This window comes from Pseudomarimonas arenosa, assembly GCF_014841215.1.
GTDB lineage: Bacteria > Pseudomonadota > Gammaproteobacteria > Xanthomonadales > Xanthomonadaceae > Pseudomarimonas > Pseudomarimonas arenosa.
In genome coordinates this window covers 13,637-37,726 of the sequence record NZ_JACYTR010000010.1, presented here as the reverse complement: position 1 = coordinate 37,726, position 24,090 = coordinate 13,637, and the positions used below count along the sequence as shown (strand labels likewise).

Annotated in this window: 24 protein-coding genes and 5 tRNA genes; 19 read left to right on the top strand and 10 right to left on the bottom strand. The window is 62.3% G+C overall.

What is annotated here, in order from left to right; all coding sequences use genetic code 11:
* Window positions 1–200: 200 nt before the first annotated feature.
* Complete coding sequence (locus IFO71_RS07290) at window positions 201–1,280, top strand: sensor histidine kinase (RefSeq protein ID WP_192028890.1); 1,080 nt, start codon at window positions 201–203, stop codon at window positions 1,278–1,280.
* 83 nt (window positions 1,281–1,363) lie between these two features.
* Window positions 1,364–2,167 (top strand): LytR/AlgR family response regulator transcription factor, encoded by an 804-nt coding sequence (locus tag IFO71_RS07285; protein ID WP_192028889.1) that lies wholly within the window; start codon window positions 1,364–1,366, stop codon window positions 2,165–2,167.
* A gap of 224 nt (window positions 2,168–2,391) precedes the next feature.
* Here IFO71_RS07285 and IFO71_RS07280 read toward each other — a convergent pair whose 3' ends face one another.
* From IFO71_RS07280 to hemA, 10 genes are all read right to left on the bottom strand, one after another.
* Window positions 2,392–2,790, bottom strand: coding sequence for a DUF2721 domain-containing protein (locus IFO71_RS07280; protein WP_192028888.1), 399 nt, complete (start codon window positions 2,788–2,790; stop codon window positions 2,392–2,394).
* A 245-nt stretch (window positions 2,791–3,035) separates the two neighbouring features.
* Complete coding sequence (locus IFO71_RS07275) at window positions 3,036–3,524, bottom strand: putative toxin-antitoxin system toxin component, PIN family (RefSeq protein ID WP_225444466.1); 489 nt, start codon at window positions 3,522–3,524, stop codon at window positions 3,036–3,038.
* Window positions 3,511–4,857, bottom strand: a complete 1,347-nt coding sequence (locus tag IFO71_RS07270; RefSeq protein WP_192028887.1) for a LysM peptidoglycan-binding domain-containing protein — start codon at window positions 4,855–4,857, stop codon at window positions 3,511–3,513. Before IFO71_RS07270 ends, IFO71_RS07275 begins: the two co-directional genes overlap by 14 nt.
* On the bottom strand, window positions 4,854–5,909 hold the full coding sequence (locus IFO71_RS07265; RefSeq protein ID WP_192028886.1) for an Ig-like domain-containing protein: 1,056 nt from the start codon (window positions 5,907–5,909) through the stop codon (window positions 4,854–4,856). Before IFO71_RS07265 ends, IFO71_RS07270 begins: the two co-directional genes overlap by 4 nt.
* Complete coding sequence (locus IFO71_RS07260; protein WP_192028885.1) at window positions 5,906–8,134, bottom strand: serine/threonine-protein kinase; 2,229 nt, start codon at window positions 8,132–8,134, stop codon at window positions 5,906–5,908. The genes IFO71_RS07265 and IFO71_RS07260 overlap by 4 nt, the downstream gene beginning before the upstream one ends.
* Window positions 8,135–8,337: 203 nt before the next feature.
* Complete coding sequence (ppk2, locus tag IFO71_RS07255) at window positions 8,338–9,117, bottom strand: polyphosphate kinase 2 (protein ID WP_192028884.1); 780 nt, start codon at window positions 9,115–9,117, stop codon at window positions 8,338–8,340.
* A gap of 29 nt (window positions 9,118–9,146) precedes the next feature.
* Complete coding sequence (moaB, locus tag IFO71_RS07250; protein WP_192028883.1) at window positions 9,147–9,662, bottom strand: molybdenum cofactor biosynthesis protein B; 516 nt, start codon at window positions 9,660–9,662, stop codon at window positions 9,147–9,149.
* Entirely contained in the window at window positions 9,659–10,264 is a 606-nt protein-coding gene (locus IFO71_RS07245) for a GNAT family N-acetyltransferase (protein ID WP_225444465.1), read from the bottom strand. The genes moaB and IFO71_RS07245 overlap by 4 nt, the downstream gene beginning before the upstream one ends.
* 240 nt (window positions 10,265–10,504) lie before the next feature.
* Window positions 10,505–11,584, bottom strand: a complete 1,080-nt coding sequence (gene prfA, locus IFO71_RS07240) for a peptide chain release factor 1 (RefSeq protein ID WP_192028882.1) — start codon at window positions 11,582–11,584, stop codon at window positions 10,505–10,507.
* Window positions 11,562–12,866, bottom strand: a complete 1,305-nt coding sequence (hemA, locus tag IFO71_RS07235; RefSeq protein ID WP_192028881.1) for a glutamyl-tRNA reductase — start codon at window positions 12,864–12,866, stop codon at window positions 11,562–11,564. Before hemA ends, prfA begins: the two co-directional genes overlap by 23 nt.
* 72 nt (window positions 12,867–12,938) lie before the next feature.
* On the opposite strand from hemA, the gene IFO71_RS07230 reads away from it, so the two are divergent.
* The 17 genes from IFO71_RS07230 to rplA all read left to right on the top strand — a co-directional run bounded on the left by IFO71_RS07230 (window position 12,939) and on the right by rplA (window position 23,815).
* Window positions 12,939–14,627, top strand: a complete 1,689-nt coding sequence (locus IFO71_RS07230; RefSeq protein ID WP_192028880.1) for a tetratricopeptide repeat protein — start codon at window positions 12,939–12,941, stop codon at window positions 14,625–14,627.
* Complete coding sequence (gene lolB, locus IFO71_RS07225; protein ID WP_192028879.1) at window positions 14,624–15,235, top strand: lipoprotein insertase outer membrane protein LolB; 612 nt, start codon at window positions 14,624–14,626, stop codon at window positions 15,233–15,235. The genes IFO71_RS07230 and lolB overlap by 4 nt, the downstream gene beginning before the upstream one ends.
* The gene (ispE, locus tag IFO71_RS07220) at window positions 15,228–16,154 is read left to right on the top strand and encodes a 4-(cytidine 5'-diphospho)-2-C-methyl-D-erythritol kinase (RefSeq protein WP_192028878.1); all 927 of its coding nucleotides are present in this window, start codon (window positions 15,228–15,230) and stop codon (window positions 16,152–16,154) included. Before lolB ends, ispE begins: the two co-directional genes overlap by 8 nt.
* Window positions 16,134–16,208, top strand: a tRNA-Gln gene (locus IFO71_RS07215). The genes ispE and IFO71_RS07215 overlap by 21 nt, the downstream gene beginning before the upstream one ends.
* Before the next feature lie 45 nt (window positions 16,209–16,253).
* Complete coding sequence (locus IFO71_RS07210; protein ID WP_192028977.1) at window positions 16,254–17,210, top strand: ribose-phosphate diphosphokinase; 957 nt, start codon at window positions 16,254–16,256, stop codon at window positions 17,208–17,210.
* A 169-nt stretch (window positions 17,211–17,379) separates the two neighbouring features.
* Window positions 17,380–18,009 (top strand): 50S ribosomal protein L25/general stress protein Ctc, encoded by a 630-nt coding sequence (locus IFO71_RS07205; RefSeq protein ID WP_192028877.1) that lies wholly within the window; start codon window positions 17,380–17,382, stop codon window positions 18,007–18,009.
* Between the two features lie 53 nt (window positions 18,010–18,062).
* Window positions 18,063–18,653, top strand: coding sequence for an aminoacyl-tRNA hydrolase (gene pth / locus IFO71_RS07200; RefSeq protein ID WP_192028876.1), 591 nt, complete (start codon window positions 18,063–18,065; stop codon window positions 18,651–18,653).
* A 48-nt stretch (window positions 18,654–18,701) separates the two neighbouring features.
* Window positions 18,702–19,793: a redox-regulated ATPase YchF gene (gene ychF, locus IFO71_RS07195; protein ID WP_192028875.1), complete on the top strand. Its 1,092-nt coding sequence runs from the start codon at window positions 18,702–18,704 to the stop codon at window positions 19,791–19,793.
* A 71-nt stretch (window positions 19,794–19,864) separates the two neighbouring features.
* Window positions 19,865–19,950: transfer RNA gene (locus IFO71_RS07190), tRNA-Tyr, on the top strand.
* A 16-nt stretch (window positions 19,951–19,966) separates the two neighbouring features.
* Window positions 19,967–20,040, top strand: a tRNA-Gly gene (locus IFO71_RS07185).
* A gap of 37 nt (window positions 20,041–20,077) precedes the next feature.
* Window positions 20,078–20,153, top strand: a tRNA-Thr gene (locus tag IFO71_RS07180).
* A 39-nt stretch (window positions 20,154–20,192) separates the two neighbouring features.
* Window positions 20,193–21,383, top strand: coding sequence for an elongation factor Tu (tuf, locus tag IFO71_RS07175; RefSeq protein ID WP_192028874.1), 1,191 nt, complete (start codon window positions 20,193–20,195; stop codon window positions 21,381–21,383).
* A 78-nt stretch (window positions 21,384–21,461) separates the two neighbouring features.
* Window positions 21,462–21,537, top strand: a tRNA-Trp gene (locus tag IFO71_RS07170).
* A gap of 44 nt (window positions 21,538–21,581) precedes the next feature.
* Window positions 21,582–21,959, top strand: coding sequence for a preprotein translocase subunit SecE (gene secE / locus IFO71_RS07165; RefSeq protein WP_192028873.1), 378 nt, complete (start codon window positions 21,582–21,584; stop codon window positions 21,957–21,959).
* A gap of 11 nt (window positions 21,960–21,970) precedes the next feature.
* Entirely contained in the window at window positions 21,971–22,531 is a 561-nt protein-coding gene (nusG, locus tag IFO71_RS07160) for a transcription termination/antitermination protein NusG (protein WP_192028872.1), read from the top strand.
* Between the two features lie 153 nt (window positions 22,532–22,684).
* Window positions 22,685–23,113 carry a 50S ribosomal protein L11 gene (gene rplK, locus IFO71_RS07155; protein ID WP_192028871.1) on the top strand — a complete coding sequence of 143 codons (429 nt, stop codon included), beginning with the start codon at window positions 22,685–22,687 and terminating at the stop codon, window positions 23,111–23,113.
* 3 nt (window positions 23,114–23,116) lie between these two features.
* On the top strand, window positions 23,117–23,815 hold the full coding sequence (gene rplA / locus IFO71_RS07150) for a 50S ribosomal protein L1 (RefSeq protein WP_192028870.1): 699 nt from the start codon (window positions 23,117–23,119) through the stop codon (window positions 23,813–23,815).
* The last annotated feature ends 275 nt before the right edge of the window (window positions 23,816–24,090 follow it).

Genomic DNA, 24,090 nt, shown 5'->3' with positions numbered 1-24,090 from the left:
CGGGGCGATGCCCGCAGAGTGGTTTCACGCGATAGCATTTCACTCAGGATGGTGCGACCCAGCCATCTTGAACGACATGCGCCGGGACTGCCCATCCAGGGGCTCGATCAACACGTCACTTCGCCTGCAGCCTGGCGCGGGCCGTGGTAGATCGACCTGGACGCGATAGTCTCACTGCCCCCAGCAATCGGTACAGGCCCTTGCACTTCGACTTCGCCACCGCCAATTCGAATCGACTGTTCTGGCAACTGCAGATCAGCGGCTGGTTGGGCGTTTCGCTGTTCAGCTACCTCACTGCCCTGGTCAATGGTCGCGACTTCGATGCCTGGCATGTCACCCTGCCGGTCTACCTCGTGGGCTTTGTCGGCACTTTGGGCTTGCGCTATCTGCTGCGCCTGTGGCGCGGATTGTCGCCGCTACCGCTCGCCATCGCCATGTTGCTGCCCTGTGCCGTGGTCGGCGGTCTGATGAGCATCACCCTGGCCTATACCTGGTCGTTGGCCGAGCCGGAGATGATGAAGAAGGAAAGCGGCACGGTCAGCTTCTGGCTCGGCGCCATGGTCAGCTACACCTACCTGATTCTGGCCTGGGCCTTTCTTTACATCACCTTGCGCTTTTATCGTGAGTTGCAGTTGCAGACCCGGCAGGCGCTGGAGGCCAATGCGATGGCCCACCAGGCACAGCTGAAGATGCTGCGCTACCAGCTCAATCCGCATTTCCTGTTCAACACGTTGAATGCGATTTCGACCCTGATTCTTGACCGCGACACGCCGACGGCAAATCGCATGGTGCAAGGGCTCTCCTCCTTCCTGCGTCACTCGCTGGACAACGACCCGATGCAGAAGGTCAGTCTGCGACAGGAACTGGAGGCGATACGGCTTTATCTCGATATTGAAAAGGTCCGTTTCGCCGAGCGACTCAGACTGGAACTCGATGTTAGCGATGACTGCCAGGAGGCCCTGATGCCGAGCCTGTTGCTGCAGCCGCTGATCGAGAATGCGATCAAGTTTGCGGTCGCCAAGCGGGTTGAAGGTGGTCGGCTGCGAATCAAGGCCAGACGGCAGGGGGCGCGCCTGCTGCTGCAAGTGACCGATGATGGGCCGGGGTGTGGCGAGAACGGTCCAAAGCCGCGTGGCGACGGCCACGGCGTCGGGCTCGACAACACCCGTGACCGGCTGCGCGTTCTGTATGGTGAGAGGCAGTCGTTCTCGGCCGGGAACGGCCCCGAGGGTGGATTCCAGGTCACCATGGAGCTGCCGTTCGAGCTGGCTGCCCGCTGAGCGAGAAGCGCTTGCCATGACCATCCGCACATGGCGCGACACGGTCTAACGCTCAGCCTGTGCAGATTGAGGGAGGGCAGAGCATGCTGCGAGCTTTGATTGTTGACGATGAGCCCCTGGCTCGCCGCGGCCTGGAATTGCGCCTGGGCGCGCACCAGGATGTTGAGGTGGTCGGCAACGCCGGTCATGGCCAGCAGGCTCTGGAACTGGCGGCCGAGCTGCAACCCGATGTCATCTTTCTGGACGTGCAGATGCCCGGCATGGATGGCTTTGAAACCCTGGCCGCCCTGCCTGAGCATCAACGTCCGCTGGTGGTCTTTGTCACCGCCTTTGATCATCATGCCGTGCGCGCTTTCGAGGCCTGTGCTCTCGACTATCTGCTGAAGCCGGTGGAGGACGAACGCCTGGCGCAGAGTCTCGAGCGGGCCCGCGAGGCGCTGGCAGAACGCGGCGCAGAGGCGCATCGAGAGAAACTGCTGGCCCTGCTGAGGCAAGTAGCCGGGAAGCCCGACTTGCTGCTGGAAGATGCATTGTCCGAGCACGCCGAGGACGAGGTGCTGAAGGATCGCGAAGTGCTGTCATTCAAGGACAGCGGCAAGATCATCCGCATCAAGGTTGATTCGATTCGCTGGATCGAAGCCGCTGGCGATTACATGTGCGTGCACGCCGACGACGACACCCACATCGTGCGCGCCACCCTGGGCGACATGGAAGGGCAGCTCGACCCGAAGCGCTTTCAGCGCATTCATCGCTCAACCATCGTCAACCTGCAACGGGTGAAATCGATGCGCCCGCATATGAATGGCGAGTACTTCCTGCTGCTCGACTCCGGCCATGAAGTGAAACTGAGCCGCAGCTATCGCGAGAAGCTGGAGCTGCTGCGCTAACTGTTGTTTCGGCAACTTGAAGTCTGATGAGCCCGCTAAGGAAGGTCTGAAAAGGTCCAGCATGGACTTCTCAGTCGCGCCGAGTTCGGCACGGGTTCGAACTCGGTTCGGCCACTCCGCGGCTACGTCGAAATTCGCTCGAATTCGCGATGAACCACTTACGTTGTTGATCGCGGCGGTGCATCCCTGCACCACAGGAATCTCTGAACTTGTTCAGCGATTCCCTAACTTTGCTTGGTTCGTTCGAGGCTTTGCAGATGCAGATCCAGTGCGCTCACTGAGCGTTGGATCTCGCGAACGGAGATTGCCAGCGATAGCAACAGCATGATCAAGGCGGTGCCGAATGCGATGTGACCGCCGAGTATCCAACCGGCAAACAGCAGAAACATCGACAGTACGCAGAAGAACAGGCTGAGCACGCCGATCAGTTGCATGCGGCGGATCAATACGATGCGGTAGCGCAGGTTGCCGATTTCTTCATGGAACTGACCTCTGCCGCCTTCGGTCTGGGCGTGCAGCTGGCGGATCACCGACGCCACGGCAAGGAAACGGTTGGTGTAGGCGAGCAGAAGCAGGGAAATGGCCGGAAACAGCAAGGCGGGCGTGCTGAGAGAGAGTTCCATGGGTTTATTCGTCTTTCCGAATTGAGAGACAGACGCTGTAGAGCCCCTACCCAGGAACCTCGCTTCGCGAGACCCCTGGGCAGGAGAAGATCGGCTCCCTAACCCCACCCCGGCCCTCCCCGAACATCGGGGAGGGAGTTCCGGGGCACCAGCCGGTGCGCGAAAATCAGTGCGCATCGGTCTCTCCCGCAAGGGGAGAGGGGAGACAAGCGGTGAGCTGCAACCATTCTCGCAACGCGAAAACCTCAATAGAGACGGGCGTGATGGTCGGTAGGCCAATCCTGCGGCACGCCAATCCAAAGTTGGAAGGCGTTCTGGCAGCGACGTGACAGCCTGAGCAAGGCTCTGTCCCGGCTGAACAAGAAGTTTGCGCGCTGCTCAACGGCGAGATCAAGAAATTTCTGGTCGTCCGGGTCGCGGCAGCGTGGATTGGCCGGGCGCGGCCCTGCGGTATCCGCTGATGCTATCAGGCGAACCCAGTCGGCTTGTGCTGTGATCAGGCCGGCCCGCTGATCATCGCTGAGGGATAGCGCGGGATAGTGAAGCACTCGTAGCCATTCGCTCTGGCAGTCGGCATTGCTGAGTGGCTGCAGATCGCCCCGCTCGATGGCAAGACGCAGCGCGGCGCAGCGTGGATCCTTGAACAGCAGCAAGTCGAGCCAGACATTGCTGTCGATCACCGCCGTCCAATCGGCTGTCCGCTGCGCGGGCAGCGTTGATTCAGGGCTGGGCATCGGGCCAGCTGAGGTCAACGAAGGTGACGTTGTTGAGCTGATCGCGGGCGCGCAGCTGTGTGGATCCGAGCGTGTCCGGGCTGAGCTCGAAGTCGGTCAGCTGCGCCCAGTTGCCGTCAGCTTGCAGCAGCTCAACCGCTGCCAGCCCGGATTGATCGTCGTGTACATGCAGCTTGAGGCGCGCGTTCGGACCCAGTCGGTATTGTCCGCTCTGGTCGATCACGAAGCCGGAAATGGGCTGCAGCGCCACCATCGGTCCGGCCAGATCCGGTTGCGGGTTGTCGATCTGAATGCGACCGCTTTCACTGTTGTGACCGTCGAGCTGTTGATCGCTGAGTGCTCGCACACGCCAGAAGCTCAGCCCGGCCGGCAATGGCTTGACCTGGATGCTGAGCTGCTGAGCATCAAACTGTTCGCTTTGCAGTGGCTGACGGCACTCGGGATCGGCGCAGACCTCGATCACGTACTGAGCAGCGCGTTCCACCGGTTGCCAGCGCAGCAGGCCATTGCTGTAGTTCCAGCGCACTTCGGAGTGCTCGAGTTGCGGTGCCGGCAACAGCTTGACCGGCGGCAGTGGCGGCCCCGTGTCGGGTACGCGCGTGCCCATGCCCTTGCTTACGGCGACGGTTTGACCGGCAGCTTCGACTTCAGATTTGCCCTGATAGACCATCACCTTCGCACCGCCGTCATCCATCGGCGCTGCGCGTAGTTGGGTGCCGCTGTTGGCTTCGGCCTGGGCGCGGGTGACACTGGGGCCGGCAATCAGTTCAATCTCCGTGCGTGGCTTCTTAATTGGTTCAAACACCAGTCCCACGGCGCCGCGTTCGACCTTGACGCTACCGCGGTCGACGCCGCGCAGGGTGGTTCGCCTTTCGGCCAGAAACACCTGCGAGAATTCCTCCAATCGCAGGCTGGACTCGGTGTTGAAGCGCAGCTCCGCTGTCGAGCTTTGGCGGGTTCGCAGACCATCGCCGGAATTCAGCTGGTCGCCGCGATGGGCCGGTTGCCACTCCGGCGGAGCCAGCATTTTTTCCGTGCGGTTGACTGCCTCCACCACTTCCGCTGCTTCCGCGATGACCTTGCGGTGGGTGATGATCTGCAACACCTGGCCGATGCGCAGCTTGTCCGGGTCCTTGACCTGTGGGTTGAGTGCCCAGTTGTCACGCCAGAACAGCGAATCTCCGAGGAAACGATGAGTGATGTGGCTGATCGTGTCCCCTGACTTGACCACATAGGGTTCCACCGTGTCTTCGTAGGTGGCTGCGGCCTGGGCATAGTCAGCGATAGTTGCCAGGATCAGGCAGGCCGACATCCAGGCGATCAAGCGGCTCATGGCGTCACCTCGATCACGAAGCGACGGTTGCTGATATTGGCAAGTCGATCGCGGGCGCGAAACTCAAGAGTGAAGCGGCCCCAGGAGAGGCCGACAACGTCGAGTGGAAGGGGGCGGCACTGTTCGCCCCAGATCGATGCCACCACGCAGGCGCTCTCCACGCCGGCAGTGTCGTCAACCGCAGTAAGTCGCAGCGCTTGATTCGGCGGCAGGCGCGCGGCTTTCAGATCGATCGTTTGTCCCGCCGACGCGATCTGCAACTCAGGGCCGTGCTGATCGACGCGCAGCTGTAGCCTGCCTTGGCTGCGGTTGCCTACCCGATCGCTTGCCAGCCAAGTCAACTCGACCTGTCCATCGGAGAACTCGAACTGGGTGGTGTGGCGCTGTTTGCCGCGGATGTCCTCGGCGCTGGATCCATTCAGCTGTACGGACTCAAGCCCGGCGCCGGCATCCGTAACAGAGAGTTCAATCAAGGCGTGTTTGCCATTGTAGACGTCGTGCGGCAGCCCTTCCGCTGGGTCGAGACGGCGCCAGCTGAGGGTCGGCGGAGTCCGGTCGAGCAAAAACGGTCCGGCCGATGTCCGCTGGACGTTGCCGAGTCGATCGCTGGCCAGAAGCTGAAGCGAGAACCGTCCCTCCTCCAGATCTTCAGACCAGCGATCCAGCGCGACTGGCTGGCCGTCGCGGCTGAGTATCTGTGCATCGGCCACGCCTGCTGGGTCTGCGCTTTGTAGCAGCGGCCGGTGCTTCGGGCCGAGCACGCCGATGGCCGAATCGGCGGCCGTCACCGGGTCAGGCTGCCAGCGCAGCTGCATGTCGGGGCCGTGGCGATCAATCTCGATAGGCAGGGAGATCTTTGCGGCCCGATTCTGCTCGGCACTTCTTAGCCAGTGGTTTGGTCTTCCTGCGGCGTCGAGGCGGAACTGCCAATGCTCGAACAGCTGCGCCGCGCCGAGCGGCGTTGGCACCGCGAGTTCAGAGTCATCCGCTGCCCGGATCGGCATGGCTGCCAACATCAGTGCGCATATCGCAATCGATAGGCGAGTGATCATGCTGCACCTCCAGGCTGGCCCGACTTGGCCGTGGGGGGTGGTCGAGTGGTGTCATCCCGGCCGTCGCGCTGCTGCTCGCTGGGCCTGATCTGACCCGGGGGCGGGCGGGTCACCGCATCGGCTGCTGCGGGTGGTGGCCGGGTAGTGGCGTCCCCGCTGACGCCAGCGGACAGCCCCGGTGGTGGCAGGGTGGCTGCTGTGCTCGAAGCTCTACCGCTCGGCAGTGGTCGCGTGGTGGTGCCGGCGCCTCCGGGTGGCGCTGAGGTGGCGGCTGCTTCTGCTTCGAAAGCCTGTTGCTCGTCGCCCAGCGCCTGCGCACGTTTGGCCAGCAGATCTTCCGCGCCTTCGGTGTTGAGCTGGGCAAACACCCGCAGCGACTCGGCGGCAGAGCTGGGGCGCTTGAGCGGGTCCAGCGCGCAAAGCGCCAAGATCGCCTGGCAAAGCTCGGGCTGCTGCTTCAGCACGCGCTCGGGGATGAAGCTCGGCACCTGTGCGGCTCGCTGCATGTCACCGGTGTTGGCGCCGGGCAGGTGCTGCGCCGCGCCAGTCAGGCACTCAACCAGCAGTTTCCCCAGGGAGAACAGGTCGGAGCGCTCGGACGGGGCGGCACCATTGACGTATTCGGGGGCGATGAAGCCTGGCGTGCCGGCCAATCCGCCACGTGCGACCAGATCGGGAATCTCGAAACGCCAAGCCGAGACGCCAAAGTCAGTCAGTTTCAGCTCGCCCTGGGGCGAAATCAGAACGTTGCCGGGCTTGATATCAAGGTGTAACAGGCCCGCGCGATGCGCCGTATCCAAGGCTTTCAGCATCAGCTGTGCGATCAGCGCAACTTCGCTGGCCTCCAGCGCGCCGTTGCGACTGACCACTGAGCGCAGGTTGCCTCCTTCGACGTACTCCATTACCACGAAGGCGAACTCGCCAGCGGCGACCAGGTCGTAGACAGCCACAATGTTCGGGTGCTGCAAGTTGGCGACTGCCACAGCCTCGTTTTCCAGGGTGCGGGCGAGCGCTGCCTGCATAGCGCTGTCGACGCTGTCCAAGTGAATGGTCTTGATCGCCACATGCCGTTTCAGCCGCGGGTCCCAGGCCAGGAACACCGATCCCATGGCGCCTTGGCCAAGCGTGCTTAACAGCTTGTATCGACCAAGGAACACTTCCTTCATCGCCTCGCGATTGCGTTGGTAGCGCTGAATCTGCTTGAAGGTGGCCTGCAGATCGGCCAGATCGCTGCCCGATCCGCTGCCAGCGCTCATGGGCAATACGCTGCGTTGCAAGGAAAGCAGGCCGCGCAGTGGCTGTAATACCTTGCGCCAGGCCAGCAGGCTCAGTCCGGCCACCATCAGCCCGACCGCGGCCAGCGCAATCAAAGCGGCACGGCGCATACGCGCGGCCGCGGCCTCGGCGTCAGCTGCCGGTTGCAGCGACGCCACTACGCGTCCACTGTCGCCCAGGCGGGCAAAGGCGCCCACGGTGAGCACGCCATCGACCTCGGTGCGCACCGCCTGGGCATCGATCTGTGCCGTGCGTATCGCTGCCAGCAGGGCCTCGGGCAGGGCCGAACCGCTGCCGCCAGCGCGCTCGATCCGGGTGCCGTCGAGCAAGTACAGCTCCGCGCTGCTGCCAAGCTCACGTGGTTGCAACGCCGCCAGCAGAGGCTGCGCATCGGCCAACAAGGCGATGCGCAAGCCGGGTCGCCCGGTTTCACGCGCCAGCCCGACGTAGGGAGCCCGGTCAACTTCCAGTAGTGTCGGTCGCATGCCGAGTTGGTCGAGCAGGTCCAGATCAGGCGGATCGAGGCCTGGCGCGCGCGCCATCTGGATCAGTTGGGTGGCCTCGGCTTGGCCAAACAAGGTGGCCGCGAGTTTGATCCGGCTGCGACCGATCAGCAGGCCAGCCAGGGTCTCACGACTGGCATCCGACTGCGGGTCTTCGTATAGCAGGGGGTTCTCGGCGCTGGCCTGGGCCGCATTGATCAGGCTTTGCAGCTCGTTGTCGATGCGATCGGCGGTGGCTCGCGCGGCGATCAGGTGAGTCTGCTGCGCCTGATTGACCATCGATTCACGCGCCTGGTAGATCTGAAAGGCGGCCAAACCGAACGGCAAGGCCGCGACCGCCAGCAAGGCGGCGACCGTCGCCCTTAGCAATGTGTTGCGTTGCTGGGTGGGCTTGTGCAGCGGCTTGGTCTTGGCTGCAGCAGGTAGCCGCTGGGTGGTGTCGTCCATTGCGTTGGCTCCAGACGTACCGCAACTTTGGGTGCAACAGGCTAGCGAAAATCCCCGTGCTGAGCGCAGTCGATGCCGTCAGCCTGCCGAGCGATCTCTCGGGAATTTAACACGTAGGCATGCATTCCCGTGCGCGACCTGGGTCGCTGCCATATGCACCTGCTTTCGTTAGTCGTTGCAATCTGGCGTGGGCCTTTGATTCGCTATGACGCGCCGTTGCGGATCGGTTTGCAGGGCCCCTTGAAGCGTTCCTTCTCCGGCTCTCTGGCCAGAGGCGGCAACAGCAAGGGTTGATCTTCCAGCTTGATATCCGGCACTCGGTCGAGCAGGTCGCGGATCAACACCAGTCGACCACGTTTCTGATCATTGAAGTCGACTACGGTCCAGGGCGCGTGTTTGGTGTGGGTGCGCTTGAACATGGCGTCGCGCGCGTCGCCGTACTCGCGATACTTTTCCCGTGCCTTGAGGTCGATGGGCGACAGTTTCCAGCGCTTCAGCGGGTCCGAGGCCCGCTCGGTGAAGCGTTCCTCCTGCTTGGACTGGTCGACCGACAGCCAGTACTTGAACAGCAGGATGCCGTCGTCGATCAATAGCTGCTCGAATACCGGCACCTGTGCAATGAAGTGCTGATACTCATCTTCGCTGCAGTAACCCATGACCTTTTCGACGCCAGCGCGGTTGTACCAACTGCGATCAAACAGCACGATTTCGCCGGCGGCTGGAAAATGGCTGACATAACGCTGGAAATACCACTGACTGCGTTCGCGTTCGGTGGGTTTGGGCAGGGCTACCACCCGGCACTGCCGCGGATTGAGACAATCGGCGATGGCGGAAATGACGCCGCCCTTTCCTGCCGTGTCGCGCCCTTCGACCAGCACCATCAATCGCTTGCCAGTGTGCTGCAGCCAGCGATGCAGGGCGTTCAGCTCCACCTGCATGGTCTCCAGCATCGCCAGATACTCTTTCTTTTTCAGCTTGCCCATGGCCCCCTCCGGCGGTGCATTCAGAATGGCTAGCGCTCGTCGAGCCTCGGCATCAGCCCGACCAGATTGCAAGGTTTGGTGGTGCCGTCGAACTGGGCACGAATGAGTTGTTCCCAGGCCAGCCGACAGGCCGAGCTTGAGCCCGGCAGACAGAAGACGAAGGTCTTGTTGGCCAGGCCGGCGAAGGCACGCGACTGCATGGTGGAGGTGCCGATCTCATGCCAACTCAGCATGCGGAACATCTCGCCGAAGCCGGGCATCTCCTTGTCCAGCAGCGGCGCCACTGCCTCGGGCGTACTGTCGCGGCCGGTAAAGCCGGTGCCGCCGGTGATCAGTACTGCATCCACCGTGGGATCGGCAATCCAGGTGGCTACGATGGCGCGAATGCGGTAGCGGTCATCGCGGCAGATTTCGTGTGTATATAGCTGGTGGCCCGCCGCCTGCAATGCATCGGTCAGATAGCGGCCAGAGCTGTCGTTCTCCAGGGTGCGCGAGTCGGAGACGCAGAGCACGGCGATGGACAGGCTGCGTGGCAGTTCGCTCATGGCTGGGCTTCGCTTGGGTGCAGCGGAAAGTAATAGGTGCAGAACTCGCGATCTTCCTCCCAACCCTGCTCCACGTACAACGCCTGCGCAACGGTATTGGTGCGGTGGGTTTCGAGCTTCAGGCAGTGCGCGCCGTCGTCCAGGCCGAACTGCTCCGCCGCGCCAAGCAGGGCACGGCCAACGCCGCGCTTGCGATGAGTCGGTGAGACGAATAGATCGTTCAGTATCCAGATGCGCGCTGCGCTGACCGAACTGAATGACGGGAACATCTGTACGAAGCCAGCTGCTTGGCCGCTCGCGTCCTCAGCCAACAGGATCACCGAATCCTGACCGTGCAGTCGTTGTTGCAGAAATTCCTTTGCCCGCGCCGGGTCGCTGGCCTGCTCGTAGAACACTCGATAGGCGTCGAAAAGTTGCACCAGCACCGACAGGTCGTCCAGGGTCGCCTTGCGTACTCGAAACTCGGTCATCGCCGCCTCCTTCGCAGGTTGCTGAAATACCCCCATCCTGGCGGATTTCAGTGCAAACGGTCGCGGCATGGCCGCGCCACCTTTGTCGGAAATCAGACACTTGCCGTGTTCAATTTCCGCACACGCATCCATGGTGCGCCTCCACAGGCCGCTGAAATCAGTCTCAGCAGCCTGTTGGAGAAGGTCTGAACGAGTCCATCCTGGACTCTTCAGACGCGCCGAGTTCGAGCTCGGTTTCGGCCGCTTCGCGGCTGCGTCGAGCTTCGCTCGAACGCGCTGATCAATAACTTACGTTGTTGATCGCGACGGTGCATCCTTTGCACCGCGCGAATCTCTGATTTTGTTCAGAGATTCCTGGGCCATGGGTGGGGTCTATTCGCTGAGTGCCGCGAGCATATCGGCCTGATGTTCGCGCGTGAGCCGTTCGATCAAGGGGCCGAGGTCGCCTGCGACAATCTCCGGCAGCGAGTACAAGGTGAGCCCTTCTACTCGATGATCAGTGATTCTGCCTTGCGGGTAGTTGTAGGTGCGAATGCGCTGGCTGCGGTCACCCGATCCGACCTGCAGGCGACGCGATTCGGCTTGCGCGGCGACCTGCTGACTGCGCTGCTCATCCAGCAGTCGCGCCTTCAACAGGGACAGCGCGCGCGCGCGGTTCTTGTGCTGGCTGCGTTCGTCCTGACACTCGACCACGATGCCGCTTGGCAAGTGCGTCATGCGAATGGCTGAGTCGGTCTTGTTGACGTGCTGACCACCGGCGCCGCTGGCGCGAAACGTATCCACCTTGAGGTCCGAATCTTTGACCTCGATATCCTCGATATCCTCCATTTCCGGCAGGATGGCCACCGTGGCGGCGGAGGTGTGGATGCGCCCTTGCGACTCGGTGGCCGGTACCCGCTGCACCCGATGCGTGCCCGACTCGAATTTCAGTTTGGAGTAGGCGCCGGCGCCTTCGATGCGTGCCACCACTTCCTTGAACCCGCCGTGTTCACCTGGGTTGGCCGAGATAAGTTCGACTTTCCAGCGCTGCTGCTCGGCGTAGCGGCTGTACATGCGGAACAGGTCGCCGGCAAAGATGGCGGCTTCATCACCACCGGTGCCGGCGCGGATTTCCAGGTACAGGTTGGCTTGATCGCGCGGATCTTCAGGCAGCAACTGCAGATGCAGCTGATGATCCAGCGTGGCCAATCTAGCAGTCTGCGCGGCGATTTCGTCCTCGGCCAGTTCAGCCATTTCCGGGTCGTTGCGCATCGCCAATGCAGCATCGAGTTCGCGGCGGGCCTGTTCATGCTCGCGCAAACTATGGGTGACCGGCTCCAGCCTGGCGTACTCGCGCGACAAGGATCTGAAGCGATTCGGGTCGGCACTGGCCTCAGGATCTGCCAGCAAGCGGCCCACTTCCTCGTGGCGCTCGGCCAATGCTTCGAGCTTACGACGTATGCCCGGTGTCATCTGCGTCCTTGCCGGGCGTGCTGCCCGTGTCGTCTGAAAGTGCGTGCAGACGGGCGGCCGCCTGCAGCAAGTCGAGGTCGCCTCGCATCGCCGCGCCGCGCAGGGCGGCGCTTGGGGCGTGGAGGAATTTGTTGGTTAAGGCGTGGGCAAATTGTTGCAGCACCAGCTCGGCAGACTTGCCGCCTCGCAGCGCCTCCAGCGCTTTGCCCAGTGCGAGGTCGCGCTCCTGCTCGGCACGCAGACGCAGCTCGCGCAGCACGTCATGGCGATCGGTGGCACGCCACCAGCCCATGAAGTGCTCGACCTGCAACGCGATGATCGCCTCGGCCTGTTCGGCCGCTTCCCGGCGCGATCGTCGGTTGTCTTCGATCACCTGATCGAGATCGTCCACGGTGTAGAGGAACACATCATCCAGTTTTGCTGTGGCGGCATCGATGTCGCGCGGGACGGCAAGGTCGAGCATCAGCATCGGTCGGTGGCGGCGTGCCTTCAATGCCTGCCGCACCATATCGGCCGTGACCACCGGTGTCGGGCTGGCAGTCGCGGAGAAAACGATGTCGGCCTCCGGCAGATGACGGCCGAGTTCCGCCAAGGGCAGGGCATAGCCACCGAATCGGCTGGCCAGATTCTGTGCATGCCCGAGCGTGCGATTCGCTACCAGCAGCCGCTTGGCGCCCTGTTCGGCCAGGTGCCGGGCCGCCAGTTCGATGGTGTCGCCAGCGCCAATCAGCAGTACCGTGGCACGGTCCAGCTCGCTGAACACTTGTTGCGCCAGGCGCACGGCGGCAAATGCGATCGACACCGGGTGGGCGCCGATCTGGGTATCGGTACGAATCCGTTTGGCGACCGAAAACGCGTGCTGAAACAGACGATCAAGGGGGGCCTGCAGGCTGCCGGCGTCGCGTGCAGCGTGGTAGGCAGACTTCACCTGGCCGAGGATTTGCGGCTCGCCCAGCACCATCGAATCGAGGCCCGTGGCGACGCGGAACAGATGCCGCACGGCTGCTGCATCGTAGTGCCGGTAAAGGTAGCTATCGAGGGTGGCCGGATCGAGCTGGTTGCGCGTACTGAGCCACTGCGCCGGCGTCGATTCGGCGCCCTCTTCCACGGCGCAGTAGATCTCGGTGCGATTGCAGGTCGAAATCACCGCCGCCTCGCGAACGCCGGGCTGACGCGCCAGCTCGGCCGTGGCTGCGGCGCACTCACGCTCGGCCACAGCGACGCGCTCGCGCAGGTCGAGAGGAGCGGTGGCGTGGTTCAAGCCAAGAGCGAGTAGCGGCATGCGGCGAGCGAGTCAGAAAGCTTCGGGTACACTTAAGAGCGCAACGAGTCTGGTTTTCGATACGGCTTTCAAATGCAATTGACGAAAGGTAGTGGCGGCGGGCGTGGGCGAAAAGCGACAGCGGCTGCCGGCTTGGCGGCTGGACTCTTATTCTACCTGGGTGCGCTGCACGGCGCCGACTCCGATCTGTACCTGCAGCCGCTGATGGAGGCTGAGTTTGCGCTGCAGGCCGGGCGCAACGAAGAGGCCGCCGTCGCCTATGCCCGCGCCTCCGAACTCAGTAGCGATCCGCGTGTCGCTGAACGTGCCTCGCGCCTGGCGCTATTGATCGATGATGCCGAGCTTGCCGAGAAATCGCTGAAACGCTGGCGGGCGCTGGCGCCGGCAGCCGAGGGGCTGGCCCGGATTGAGTTGGGGCTGGCTCTTCGGCGCGGCGAAATGAAGCCGGCCGAGTCGGCCCTGCAGCGCCTGCTGCAGCTCGAACAGGGCTGGAAGGACGTGCTGCAGGCCCTGGCGGCAAACCAGGACTCGCTGCTGAGTCCGGCCCTGTTGCCACAGATGATCGAGGCCGAATCCGTGCTGGCCAGCCCAGATGCGCTTCTGGCGGTCGGCGGTCTGGCCGATCGCCTGGCCCTCGCCGGCACGGTCAAGCGAGTCGCCGAGCTGGCGGTGAGCCGCTTCCCGCAGGAGGCGCGGGCCTGGCTGTGGCATTCCGAAGCCATGCGCAAAGCGGGCGATGAGGCGGCCGCGCGCCGGTCGATTGAGCAGGCACTGGCCTTGCCGGGCTTGCCGTCGGACATGCGATTGGCGGCGGCCGGCTTGCTGGCGGGACTGGGTGATGCCGAAGCCGCCGCGCAGGCGCTGTCGGGTGGGGCACAGACCGATGACACCTTCGCTGCACGCGCAGCCTTCCTGTCGCGGCTCGATGGCAATGCGGGTCTGACCGCCCTGTATCAGGAAATGAAACAGCGCAGCGAGAGCGAGGACCTTTCGCCGGCGCGACGCATGCTACTTGGTCAGCTGGCCGAGGTCCTCGAGCTGGATGCCGAGGCGCGCCGCTGGTTCGAGGGTGTGCAGGATCCCGATCAGCGGCCGCGCGCGGAACTGCGCCTGGCGGTGCTGGCCAACAAGCGCGGCGATCTTGATGAGGCGCTGAAGATCCTCACCGACTTGCAGCAAACGGAGCTGGATGATGGCGCAGTCGCCATCAGCGCCTATCAGCTTGAGGCCGAACTGGCCACCGCGGCTGGGCGCTACGAGCTGGCGCTGGATGCGTATCGACGCGGGCTGGCGGTGTTTGAGGACGAACCCAGTCTGCTTTATGCCCGTGCTTTGCATTTTGAAAGCGTCGATCGGGTCGACGATGCAGTGAGGGATCTGCGGCGTGTGGTGGAGCTTGATCCTGACAACCCCAACGGCTTGAATGCGCTCGGCTACACCCTGGCCGATCGCACCGATCAGCTCGAAGAGGCCCGTGCCCTGATCGAACGGGCGCTCAACATGCAGCCGGACAACCCGGCCATCATTGATTCGATGGGCTGGGTCCTGGTGCGCCTGGGCAAGCCCGAACAGGGTCTTCCGCATTTGCGTCGGGCCTTTGAGTTGCAGCGCGATGCGGAAGTCGCAGCACACTTGGGCGAAGCCCTGTGGCTGCTGGGCGAGCATGACGAGGCGCGCTCGGTGTGGCGTTTGGGTCACGAAATCGATGCAGATAACCGTGGCCTGCAGCGAGTACTGCAAGCGCGCGGTGAGCCGCTGTGAGGTTTCGCCTCGAGTGGTTGGGCGCGGCCGGACTCGCGCTTTTGCTGGTGGCCTGTGCCCGGGCGCCGATTCGTGGGGTGGAGGCGAGTCAGGCTGAGCAGGCGCAACAGCAGCGTGAATTGACTCTGCAGGCGCACGACCGATGGCGCATGAGTGGCCGGGTCGCCGTCTCTGCCAACGGTGAGGGTGGCTCCGGGGCCGTGTTGTGGGTCGAGCACGAACAGGGCACCGATTTTGAATTGCGCGCCCCCGTCACCGGCCGCAGCTGGCGATTGCAGGTCAGAGAGCAGGGTGCGCTGATCGAGGGTTTGGAGGGCGGGCCACTGAGCGATCCAGACCCACAGCGCCTGCTGCGTGAGTCGGTCGGGTGGGACATTCCGCTGTCATCGTTGCGCTATTGGGTGCGCGGCGCGCGTGCCCCGGGCCCGGCGCAAATCGAATTCGCCGAGGATGGCTGGCCGGCACGTATCGAACAGCAGGGCTGGACGGTGGAATTCCGCGAGTGGATGGACACCGCCAGCGGCCGGATGCCCAAGCGCGTATTTGCCAGTCGAGGCGATCAGCGTGTTCGGCTGGCCGCCAGTCGCTGGCAGTTTGAACATGGCTGACGCGAGTCAGTGGACGCTTTGGCCGGCGCCGGCCAAGCTCAACTTGCTGCTGCAGATTACTGGTCGGCGCAGTGATGGCTACCACCTGCTGCAGAGCGTCTTTCAGTTGCTCGACTGGGGCGACACTGTAGCCTTGCGGCCACGGTCCGACGGTCAGTGCCGGCGACGGGCAGGGGCCGAGGGCGTGCCTGTCGACGATGACCTCGCCGTACGCGCCGCGCGCTTGCTGCAAACGGCGTCTGGCGCAAGGTTGGGCGCGGATATCGCCATTCTCAAGCAGATCCCCATGGGCGGGGGCTTTGGCGGCGGCAGCTCGGATGCGGCCACCGTCCTTCTCGCCTTGAACCGCCTTTGGGCGCTGGATTGGTCGATCGACGCCCTGGCCGAACTGGGGTTGCAACTCGGCGCTGATGTGCCGGTATTCGTCCGCGGCCGCAGCGCCTGGGCCGAAGGCGTGGGCGATGTGTTGCAGCCGATGACCCTGGGGGAATTCTGGTATGTCTTGCTGGACTGCGCCGTTCACAGTGAAACCGCGGCCCTGTTCCAGTCCGCTGAATTGACAAGAAACGCACCAGGCTTGAAAATGGCGGACTTTGTTTCGTCCATGGTCGGGCGAAATGCGTTTGCACCGCTGCTTCGATCGCGCGCTCCGCGCATCGCCGCGGCGCTGGACGCCATCGCTCGACTTGGCATCGGCGGGCTGACCGGAACCGGCGGCGGCTGTTTTCTGCGGGTAGAATCGCGGGCAGAAGCCGACGCCGCGGCGGTAACCTTGGCTGCGCTGGGGCGCTGCATCATCGCGCGTGGCGTAGACCGCTCGCCGCTGATGCTGCAGCTGGACAGTGCGCCTTTGACGGCAGCCGCGGGCCGGGTCGAGACAACACAAAATTGGGATTGGTGGGGCGTCGCCAAGTGGTAAGGCACCGGATTTTGATTCCGGCATTCGCAGGTTCGAATCCTGCCGCCCCAGCCACTCTCGCCGAATTCTTCGAGCGCTGAGGCTGGGACAATCATGACCATGAACACCGACGGATTGTTGGTTTTCTCCGGTAATGCCAACAAGCCACTGGCGCATGCCGTCTGTCGCGAGTTGGGGATTCGACCGGGCAAAGCCCTGGTGGGTCGCTTTTCCGATGGCGAAGTGCAGGTCGAAATCGAAGAGAACGTGCGTCGGCAGGAAGTCTTCGTTGTGCAGCCGACCTGCGCACCGAGCGCTGAAAACATGATGGAGTTGCTGGTGCTGATTGACGCGCTGAAGCGGGCGTCGGCGGCCAGCGTCACCGCCGTGGTGCCGTACTTTGGTTATGCCAGGCAGGATCGTCGTCCGCGTTCGGCGCGAGTGCCGATCACGGCCAAGGTCGCGGCCAAGATGTTTACCGCCGTGTCCACCGACCGGGTGCTTACGGTCGATGTTCACGCCGACCAGATTCAGGGCTTTTTCGACTGCCCGGTCGACAATGTCTATGCCTCGCCGCTGTTGCTGGCTGACATCTGGCGTTCCATCGGCACCGACAACCTGATCGTGGTCAGCCCCGACGTCGGTGGCGTGGTGCGCGCTCGAGCAATTGCCAAGCGATTGGACGATGCCGAGCTCGCCATCATCGACAAGCGCCGTCCACGCGCCAATGTCGCCACCGTGATGAATATCATCGGCGACGTTTCCGGCAAGGACTGCGTGCTGGTCGATGATATCGTCGACACCGCTGGAACCTTGTGTGCAGCGGCCGCGGCGCTGAAGGAACATGGCGCCCGCAAAGTGGTCGCTTACTGCACCCATCCGGTGCTGTCTGGGCCAGCGATCAGCAACATTTCCGGGTCGCAGCTCGACGAACTGGTGGTCACCGACACCATTCCGCTCAGCGACGAAGCGCGTCGCTGCAGCAAGATCCGCCAGCTGAGCGTCGCTGAGCTGCTGGCGGAAACGATTCGCCGGATCGCCTTTGGCGAATCGGTCAGCTCGTTGTACGTGGATTAAGGGCTGTGATTGGTGAATTGTGATTGGTGATTCGAAAGAGCACGGCGTGCCTCGCTTGCTCTTGCTAATCACGAATCACCAATGACCAATCACGGCTTCCAACCCTCACCTGGTCGCGGGTGAGGATTTTCCGCCGCGAGGCGGGTTCTGTAGTTAAGAAGGCAACATCATGGCAACTCAACACATCATCAAGGCTAGCCTGCGCAAGGACGAGGGGAAGGGTGCGAGCCGCCGCCTGCGTCGTGCGGGTCAGGTGCCGGCTATCGTCTACGGTGGCCACCAGGATCCCCTGAGCATCCAGTTCGAGCATCACGCGATCTACCACGCGTCGAACAGTGAATGGTTCTACTCGGCGATCATTGATCTCGATATGGGCAACGAAACGCAGAAGGTCATTCTGCGCGACATGCAGCGTCATCCGTTCAAGCAGCAGATCATGCACCTGGATTTTCAGCGCATTTCGGCTGACGAGGCGATTCGCGTCAGCGTGCCGCTGCACTTCCTGAATCAGGAGAAGTCGCCGGCGGGTAAGTCGTCCGATGTGGTCATTACCCACGAATTGAACGAAGTCGAAATCAGCTGCTTGCCGAAGGATCTGCCGGAGTACATCGAGGTCGATCTGTCTGCTCTGAAGCAGGGTGACACCGTTCATCTGTCGGAGATCAAGCTGCCGGCCGGCGTCTCGATCACCGAATTGAAGCTGGGCAAGGAGCATGACGTTGCTGTGGTTATTGCGCGTCACGGCCGAGTGGAAGAAGAGTCTTCGGCTGAGACCGAAGGCGAGGGCGAAGACAAGTAATCGCCTGAAACAAACGGCGGCTGAGGCCGCCGTTTGTTTCTTCGGGATCGTCGATGAGCCAACTGAAACTGATTGTCGGACTCGGCAATCCCGGTCGCGACTACGCCGATCACCGGCACAACGTCGGGTTCTGGTTCGCCGATTTGATGGCTGACCTCGGTGCGGCCAGATTTGGCGTCGAAGCCAAGCTGCATGGTGAGACGGCGCGCATTCAATGGCGGGGCCATGATCTGCGCGTGCTCAAGCCGGCGACCTACATGAACCGTAGTGGACAGTCGATCTCGGCTGCCCTGCGCTATTGGAAGATCGATCCGGCTGAGATGCTGGTGGCGCACGATGATCTCGATTTGCCGGTCGGCACCATTCGCCTCAAGTTCGATGGTGGGCACGGCGGCCAGAATGGGCTGCGCGATCTATTCGCGCATCTCGGACACGGTAAGTTCCACCGCCTCCGCATCGGCATTGGTCACCCCGGGCACAAGGACAAGGTCACCGGTTGGGTGCTGGGCAGGCCGGGTCAGGCGGATGAAATCGAAATCCGTCGAGCGCTGGATCGCGCGGTCGATGTCCTGCCCCTGGTGCTGAACGATCAGCTAAATGAGGCAATGAAGCGGCTGCACACGCCGCCGACACCTGCAGTGTGATCGCAGCACAGCGAGTCACTTGCATCCACTAGGAAACACGGAGTCACCATGGGCATCAAATGCGGCATCGTCGGCTTGCCAAATGTCGGCAAATCGACCCTGTTCAACGCGCTCACCAAGGCCGGCATCGCAGCCGCCAATTTCCCGTTTTGCACCATCGACCCCAATGTCGGTGTTGTGCCGGTGCCCGATCCGCGGCTGCAGCAGTTGTCCAGCATCGTCAAGCCGCAGAAGGTCATCCCGACCTCGGTGGAATTTGTCGACATCGCCGGCTTGGTGGCGGGGGCTTCGAAGGGCGAGGGCCTGGGGAACAAGTTCCTGGCGCATATTCGCGAAGTGGACGCCATTGCCCATGTGGTGCGCTGTTTCGAGCACTCTGACATCGTTCACGTTGCCGGCAAGATTGATCCGATTGCCGATATCGAAACCATCGACACCGAGCTCGCCCTGGCTGACCTTGAGTCAGTGGAGAAGGCGTTGGTGCGCGCCGAAAAGGCAGCCAAGGCAGGTGATAAGGAGGCGATGGCCAAGCGTGAAGTCCTGTCGCGCCTGCGCGCGGCCTTGGATCAGGGCAAGTCCGCCCGCTCGGTTGCCATGGAGCCAGAGGAGCGCGCTCTGGTGCGCGATCTGTTTCTCCTCACCCTGAAGCCGCTGATGTACGTCGCCAACGTGCGAGAGGATGGCTTCGTCGACAACCCGCACCTCGATCGTGTTCGGCAGCGAGCCGCAGAGGAGGGGGCTGAAGTGGTGCCGGTGTGTGCCGCCATTGAAGAAGAGCTCTCCCAGCTGGACGAGGGCGACCAGATGGCCTTTCTCGAAGATCTCGGCCTGAGTGAGCCGGGGTTGAACCGGGTCATTCGGGCAGCTTACGAGTTGCTCGGTTTACAGACCTATTTCACCGCCGGTGTGAAAGAGGTTCGGGCCTGGACCGTCAAGCGCGGCTCCACCGCGCCTCAAGCGGCAGGCGTGATTCACACCGATTTCGAGCGCGGCTTTATTCGCGCCGAGACCATGTCGTTCGCCGACTTCATCAAACACAACGGCGAATCAGGCTGTCGGGAGGCGGGGCGGCTGCGGCTTGAGGGTAAGGAGTACCAGGTGCAGGAGGGTGACGTTCTGCATTTCCGCTTCAACGTCTGATTCGAAGAATCAAGTGCACAAAATCAATTGACAAGGTCGAGGAGCCGTATAAGAATAAGCGGCTCTGTTGCGGAGGGATACCCAAGCGGCCAACGGGGGCAGACTGTAAATCTGCTGGCTTACGCCTTCGGTGGTTCGAATCCACCTCCCTCCACCAGATCGAACGCCTTCGGGCGGGAGTAGTTCAATGGTAGAACCTCAGCCTTCCAAGCTGATTGTGCGGGTTCGATTCCCGTCTCCCGCTCCATTGAACGGCTTGGTCTGGAAGTAACGGTACAAAATTCGCTCATGTAGCTCAGTCGGTAGAGCACTTCCTTGGTAAGGAAGAGGTCGCTGGTTCGATTCCAGTCATGAGCACCATCTTCAATCTCAACCTTGAAATCACCGAGGGTTTAGGCAATGGCCAAGGCAAAGTTCGAGCGCACCAAGCCGCACGTTAACGTGGGCACGATCGGTCACGTTGACCACGGCAAGACCACCTTGACGGCGGCGCTGACCAAGATTGGCGCAGAGCGTTTCGGCGGTGAGTTCAAGGCGTACGACGCGATTGATGCGGCGCCGGAAGAGAAGGCGCGTGGTATCACCATTTCGACCGCGCACGTTGAATACGAGAGCCCGAACCGGCACTACGCCCACGTGGACTGCCCGGGCCATGCTGACTACGTCAAGAACATGATCACCGGTGCGGCGCAGATGGACGGCGCGATCCTGGTGTGCTCGGCCGCAGACGGTCCGATGCCGCAGACCCGCGAGCACATTCTGCTGGCCCGTCAGGTCGGCGTGCCGTACATCGTGGTGTTCCTCAACAAGGCCGACATGGTCGACGACGCCGAGCTGCTCGAGCTGGTCGAAATGGAAGTGCGTGAGCTGCTGAGCAAGTACGACTTCCCGGGCGACGATACCCCGATCATCAAGGGTTCGGCACTGAAGGCGCTGGAAGGTGACCAGAGCGAAATCGGCGTGCCGGCGATCATCCAGCTGGTGGATGCGCTGGACAGCTACATTCCGGAGCCGCAGCGCGATATCGACAAGGCGTTCCTGATGCCGGTCGAAGACGTGTTTTCGATCTCGGGTCGAGGCACCGTGGTGACCGGTCGCGTTGAGCGTGGCGTGATCAAGGTGGGCGAGGAAATCGAAATCGTCGGTATCCGTCCGACCACCAAGACCACGGTGACCGGCGTTGAAATGTTCCGCAAGCTGCTGGACCAGGGGCAGGCGGGTGACAACGTGGGTCTGCTGCTGCGCGGCACCAAGCGTGATGACGTGGAGCGTGGTCAGGTGTTGGCCAAGCCGGGCTCGATCACCCCGCACACCAAGTTCGAAGCGGAAGTGTATGTGCTGTCGAAGGAAGAGGGTGGTCGTCATACCCCGTTCTTCAAGGGCTACCGTCCGCAGTTCTACTTCCGCACCACTGACGTGACTGGCGCTTGCGAGCTGCCGGAAGGCGTGGAAATGGTGATGCCGGGTGACAACATCAAGATGGTGGTGACCCTGATCGCCCCGATCGCGATGGATGAAGGTCTGCGTTTTGCGATTCGCGAAGGTGGCCGCACTGTCGGCGCCGGCGTGGTCGCCAAGATCTTCGAATAATCCGACCTAAGCCTTCAAGGTGACGGTCGAACACGAGGCGGGCCACACGGTCCGCTTTCGTGCGTTTGATGAAATCGTACGCCAGTAGCTCAATTGGCAGAGCAGCGGTCTCCAAAACCGCAGGTTGGGGGTTCGAGTCCCTCCTGGCGTGCCACCAGTTCCGTGAAGGACTGACGTGGCCCTAACTGCCGGATACGGATGAACGCGAAAGTCGAACAATCCAACCCGTCCTCATCGCTCGATGGGGTGAAGTACTTGCTTGCCGTCCTGGTGGTGGTGGCGGGCGTCGTGGGCTTCTATTGGTTTGCCGACTGGCCCAGTGCCCTGCGCGGCCTGATGATCGCCGCCTCGTTGGCAATCGCTGGCGCAGTGTTTGCGTTCACCGCGCGTGGCCGATTGGCGCTCGAATTTCTCTCCGAGTCGCGCTTCGAACTGCGCAAGGTGGTGTGGCCGACCAAGCAGGAAACCGTGCGTGGCACCGGCGTGATCCTGGTCGTGGTGGTAATTATCAGCCTGATTCTCGGCTTGATCGACTGGATCGTTTACGGCTTGGTGAACTGGCTGCTGGGTGGATAAGGAGATCCGATATGGCTAAGCATTGGTACGTTGTACACGCCTATTCGGGCTTCGAGCAGCAGGTCAAGCGCGCCTTGATCGACCGCATTGCACGCGCCGACATGACGGAAAAGTTTGGCGACGTTCTGGTTCCGACCGAAGAAGTCGTGGAGATGCGTGGTGGTCAGAAGCGTAAGTCCGAGCGCAAGTTCTTTCCCGGCTACGTGTTGGTGCAGATCGAAACCCATACCGACCAGGGTGCACCGCGAATCGACGACGAATCCTGGCATCTGGTAAAGGAAACGCCCAAGGTGATGGGCTTCATTGGCGGGACCGCCGATCGCCCGTTGCCGATTCGTGACAGCGAAGCCGATGCGATTCTTGCCCGTGTGCAGGAAGGCGTCGACAAGCCGCGTCCGAAAGTACTGTTCGAGCCGGGTGAACTGGTGCGCGTCGTTGAGGGCCCGTTCAACGACTTCAACGGCACCGTGGAAGAGGTCAATTACGAGAAGAGCAAGCTGCGCGTCGCAGTGTTGATCTTCGGTCGCTCGACTCCGGTCGAGCTGGATTTTGGTCAGGTGGAAAAGGCCTGACGAAGGGCGTGATTCGTGATTTGTGATTTGTGATTCGCAGCGCCTCGTGCCAGCCAATCACCAATCACCAATCACCAATCACGAGATAGCAACCCAACGGGGAGCCGACCCAGTCGCAAGATTGCTAGGCGCTGGAACCCGAGGAGATAAACCATGGCAAAGAAAGTAGTTGGTTACATCAAGCTGCAGGTAAAGGCCGGTCAGGCCAACCCCAGCCCGCCGGTCGGTCCGGCTCTGGGTCAGCGCGGTCTGAACATCATGGAGTTCTGCAAGGCGTTCAATGCCGCGACGCAGAAGCTTGAGCCGGGTCTGCCGACGCCGGTCATCATCACCGCGTACTCCGATCGCAGTTTCACCTTCGTTACCAAGAGCACGCCCGCTTCAGTGCTGCTGAAGAAGGCCGCTGGTATTGCGTCGGGCTCGAAGCGTCCGAACACCGACAAGGTGGGCAAGGTGACCCGCAAGCAACTGGAAGATATCGCCAAGGCGAAGGAGGCCGATCTGACGGCCGCCTCCTTGGATGCCGCGGTGCGCACCATTGCCGGTAGCGCACGCAGCATGGGCCTGGTGGTGGAGGGTTAAGACATGGCAAAGATCTCCAAGCGTCTCAAAGCAATGCAGGGTCTGGTGCAGCCGGGTAAGACCTATCCGCTGGACGAAGCGCTGAACCTGTTGAAAAACAACAGCAAGACCAAGTTTGTCGAGTCGATCGACGTCGCCGTTCGTCTCGGCGTCGATGCGCGTAAGTCCGATCAGCAGGTGCGTGGCTCCACCGTGCTGCCGGCCGGCACCGGCAAGACCGTACGTGTGGCCGTATTCTGTCCGCCGGGCGCCAAGGCTGATGAAGCGTTGGCCGCTGGTGCCGACGCGGTCGGCATGGACGATCTGGCTGAGAAGATGCAAGCCGGTGATCTGAACTACGGTGTGGTGATTGCCACCCCAGACGCGATGCGCGTGGTGGGTAAGCTGGGTCAGGTGCTGGGTCCGCGTGGCCTGATGCCGAATCCGAAAGTCGGCACCGTTAGCCCGAACCCGGCCGAAGCCGTGCGTAACGCCAAGGCAGGACAGGTGCGCTACCGCACCGATAAGGCCGGCATTATTCACTGCACGATTGGCAAGGCCAATTTCGATCTCGACGCGCTGAAATCGAATCTGCACGCTCTGCTGGCTGACCTGGTCAAGGCCAAGCCGGCCACCGCCAAGGGCATTTACCTGCAGAAGGTGTCGCTGTCGTCGACCATGGGTCTCGGCATCGCCGTCGATCAGAGCTCGCTGTCGCTGTAATTTCACGAAGCTTCGCTTCGTTCGTATTTGAGGGTACCCGCTGGGCTTGCGCCGGGCGGGAACCGTCAAAGACCGCAGGTCCCGCCACGCCGGCGCCAGGAAAGCGCGGCAACCCGAATGGATGCAGCAGTTCGGGCGTGATGGGGTAATCGGGAATCCGGCCTGCGTAGATGGTGCCCCTTCTGGAAATGTTCTGGATAGGCCACCACCGGGATGCATGCATCCCCAGCGTCAGGGATCGACGCTGCCGAGGACCGCAAGCGGCAGGAGCCGTA

Bases quoted from the DNA above. Each gene is read 5' to 3' on its own strand.
- IFO71_RS07205 (WP_192028877.1), top strand. From the start codon at position 17,380: ATGGCAACTCAACACATCATCAAGGCTAGCCTGCGCAAGGACGAGGGG.
- IFO71_RS07245 (WP_225444465.1), bottom strand. From the start codon at position 10,264: ATGGATGCGTGTGCGGAAATTGAACACGGCAAGTGTCTGATTTCCGAC.
- rplK (WP_192028871.1), top strand. From the start codon at position 22,685: ATGGCAAAGAAAGTAGTTGGTTACATCAAGCTGCAGGTAAAGGCCGGT.
- IFO71_RS07260 (WP_192028885.1), bottom strand. From the start codon at position 8,134: ATGGACGACACCACCCAGCGGCTACCTGCTGCAGCCAAGACCAAGCCG.
- IFO71_RS07275 (WP_225444466.1), bottom strand. From the start codon at position 3,524: ATGCCCAGCCCTGAATCAACGCTGCCCGCGCAGCGGACAGCCGATTGG.
- secE (WP_192028873.1), top strand. From the start codon at position 21,582: ATGAACGCGAAAGTCGAACAATCCAACCCGTCCTCATCGCTCGATGGG.
- IFO71_RS07265 (WP_192028886.1), bottom strand. From the start codon at position 5,909: ATGATCACTCGCCTATCGATTGCGATATGCGCACTGATGTTGGCAGCC.
- ppk2 (WP_192028884.1), bottom strand. From the start codon at position 9,117: ATGGGCAAGCTGAAAAAGAAAGAGTATCTGGCGATGCTGGAGACCATG.
- hemA (WP_192028881.1), bottom strand. From the start codon at position 12,866: ATGCCGCTACTCGCTCTTGGCTTGAACCACGCCACCGCTCCTCTCGAC.
- nusG (WP_192028872.1), top strand. From the start codon at position 21,971: ATGGCTAAGCATTGGTACGTTGTACACGCCTATTCGGGCTTCGAGCAG.
- IFO71_RS07270 (WP_192028887.1), bottom strand. From the start codon at position 4,857: ATGAGCCGCTTGATCGCCTGGATGTCGGCCTGCCTGATCCTGGCAACT.
- moaB (WP_192028883.1), bottom strand. From the start codon at position 9,662: ATGAGCGAACTGCCACGCAGCCTGTCCATCGCCGTGCTCTGCGTCTCC.
- ychF (WP_192028875.1), top strand. From the start codon at position 18,702: ATGGGCATCAAATGCGGCATCGTCGGCTTGCCAAATGTCGGCAAATCG.
- rplA (WP_192028870.1), top strand. From the start codon at position 23,117: ATGGCAAAGATCTCCAAGCGTCTCAAAGCAATGCAGGGTCTGGTGCAG.
- IFO71_RS07210 (WP_192028977.1), top strand. From the start codon at position 16,254: ATGAACACCGACGGATTGTTGGTTTTCTCCGGTAATGCCAACAAGCCA.
- ispE (WP_192028878.1), top strand. From the start codon at position 15,228: ATGGCTGACGCGAGTCAGTGGACGCTTTGGCCGGCGCCGGCCAAGCTC.
- IFO71_RS07285 (WP_192028889.1), top strand. From the start codon at position 1,364: ATGCTGCGAGCTTTGATTGTTGACGATGAGCCCCTGGCTCGCCGCGGC.
- prfA (WP_192028882.1), bottom strand. From the start codon at position 11,584: ATGACACCGGGCATACGTCGTAAGCTCGAAGCATTGGCCGAGCGCCAC.
- tuf (WP_192028874.1), top strand. From the start codon at position 20,193: ATGGCCAAGGCAAAGTTCGAGCGCACCAAGCCGCACGTTAACGTGGGC.
- pth (WP_192028876.1), top strand. From the start codon at position 18,063: ATGAGCCAACTGAAACTGATTGTCGGACTCGGCAATCCCGGTCGCGAC.
- IFO71_RS07280 (WP_192028888.1), bottom strand. From the start codon at position 2,790: ATGGAACTCTCTCTCAGCACGCCCGCCTTGCTGTTTCCGGCCATTTCC.
- IFO71_RS07230 (WP_192028880.1), top strand. From the start codon at position 12,939: ATGCAATTGACGAAAGGTAGTGGCGGCGGGCGTGGGCGAAAAGCGACA.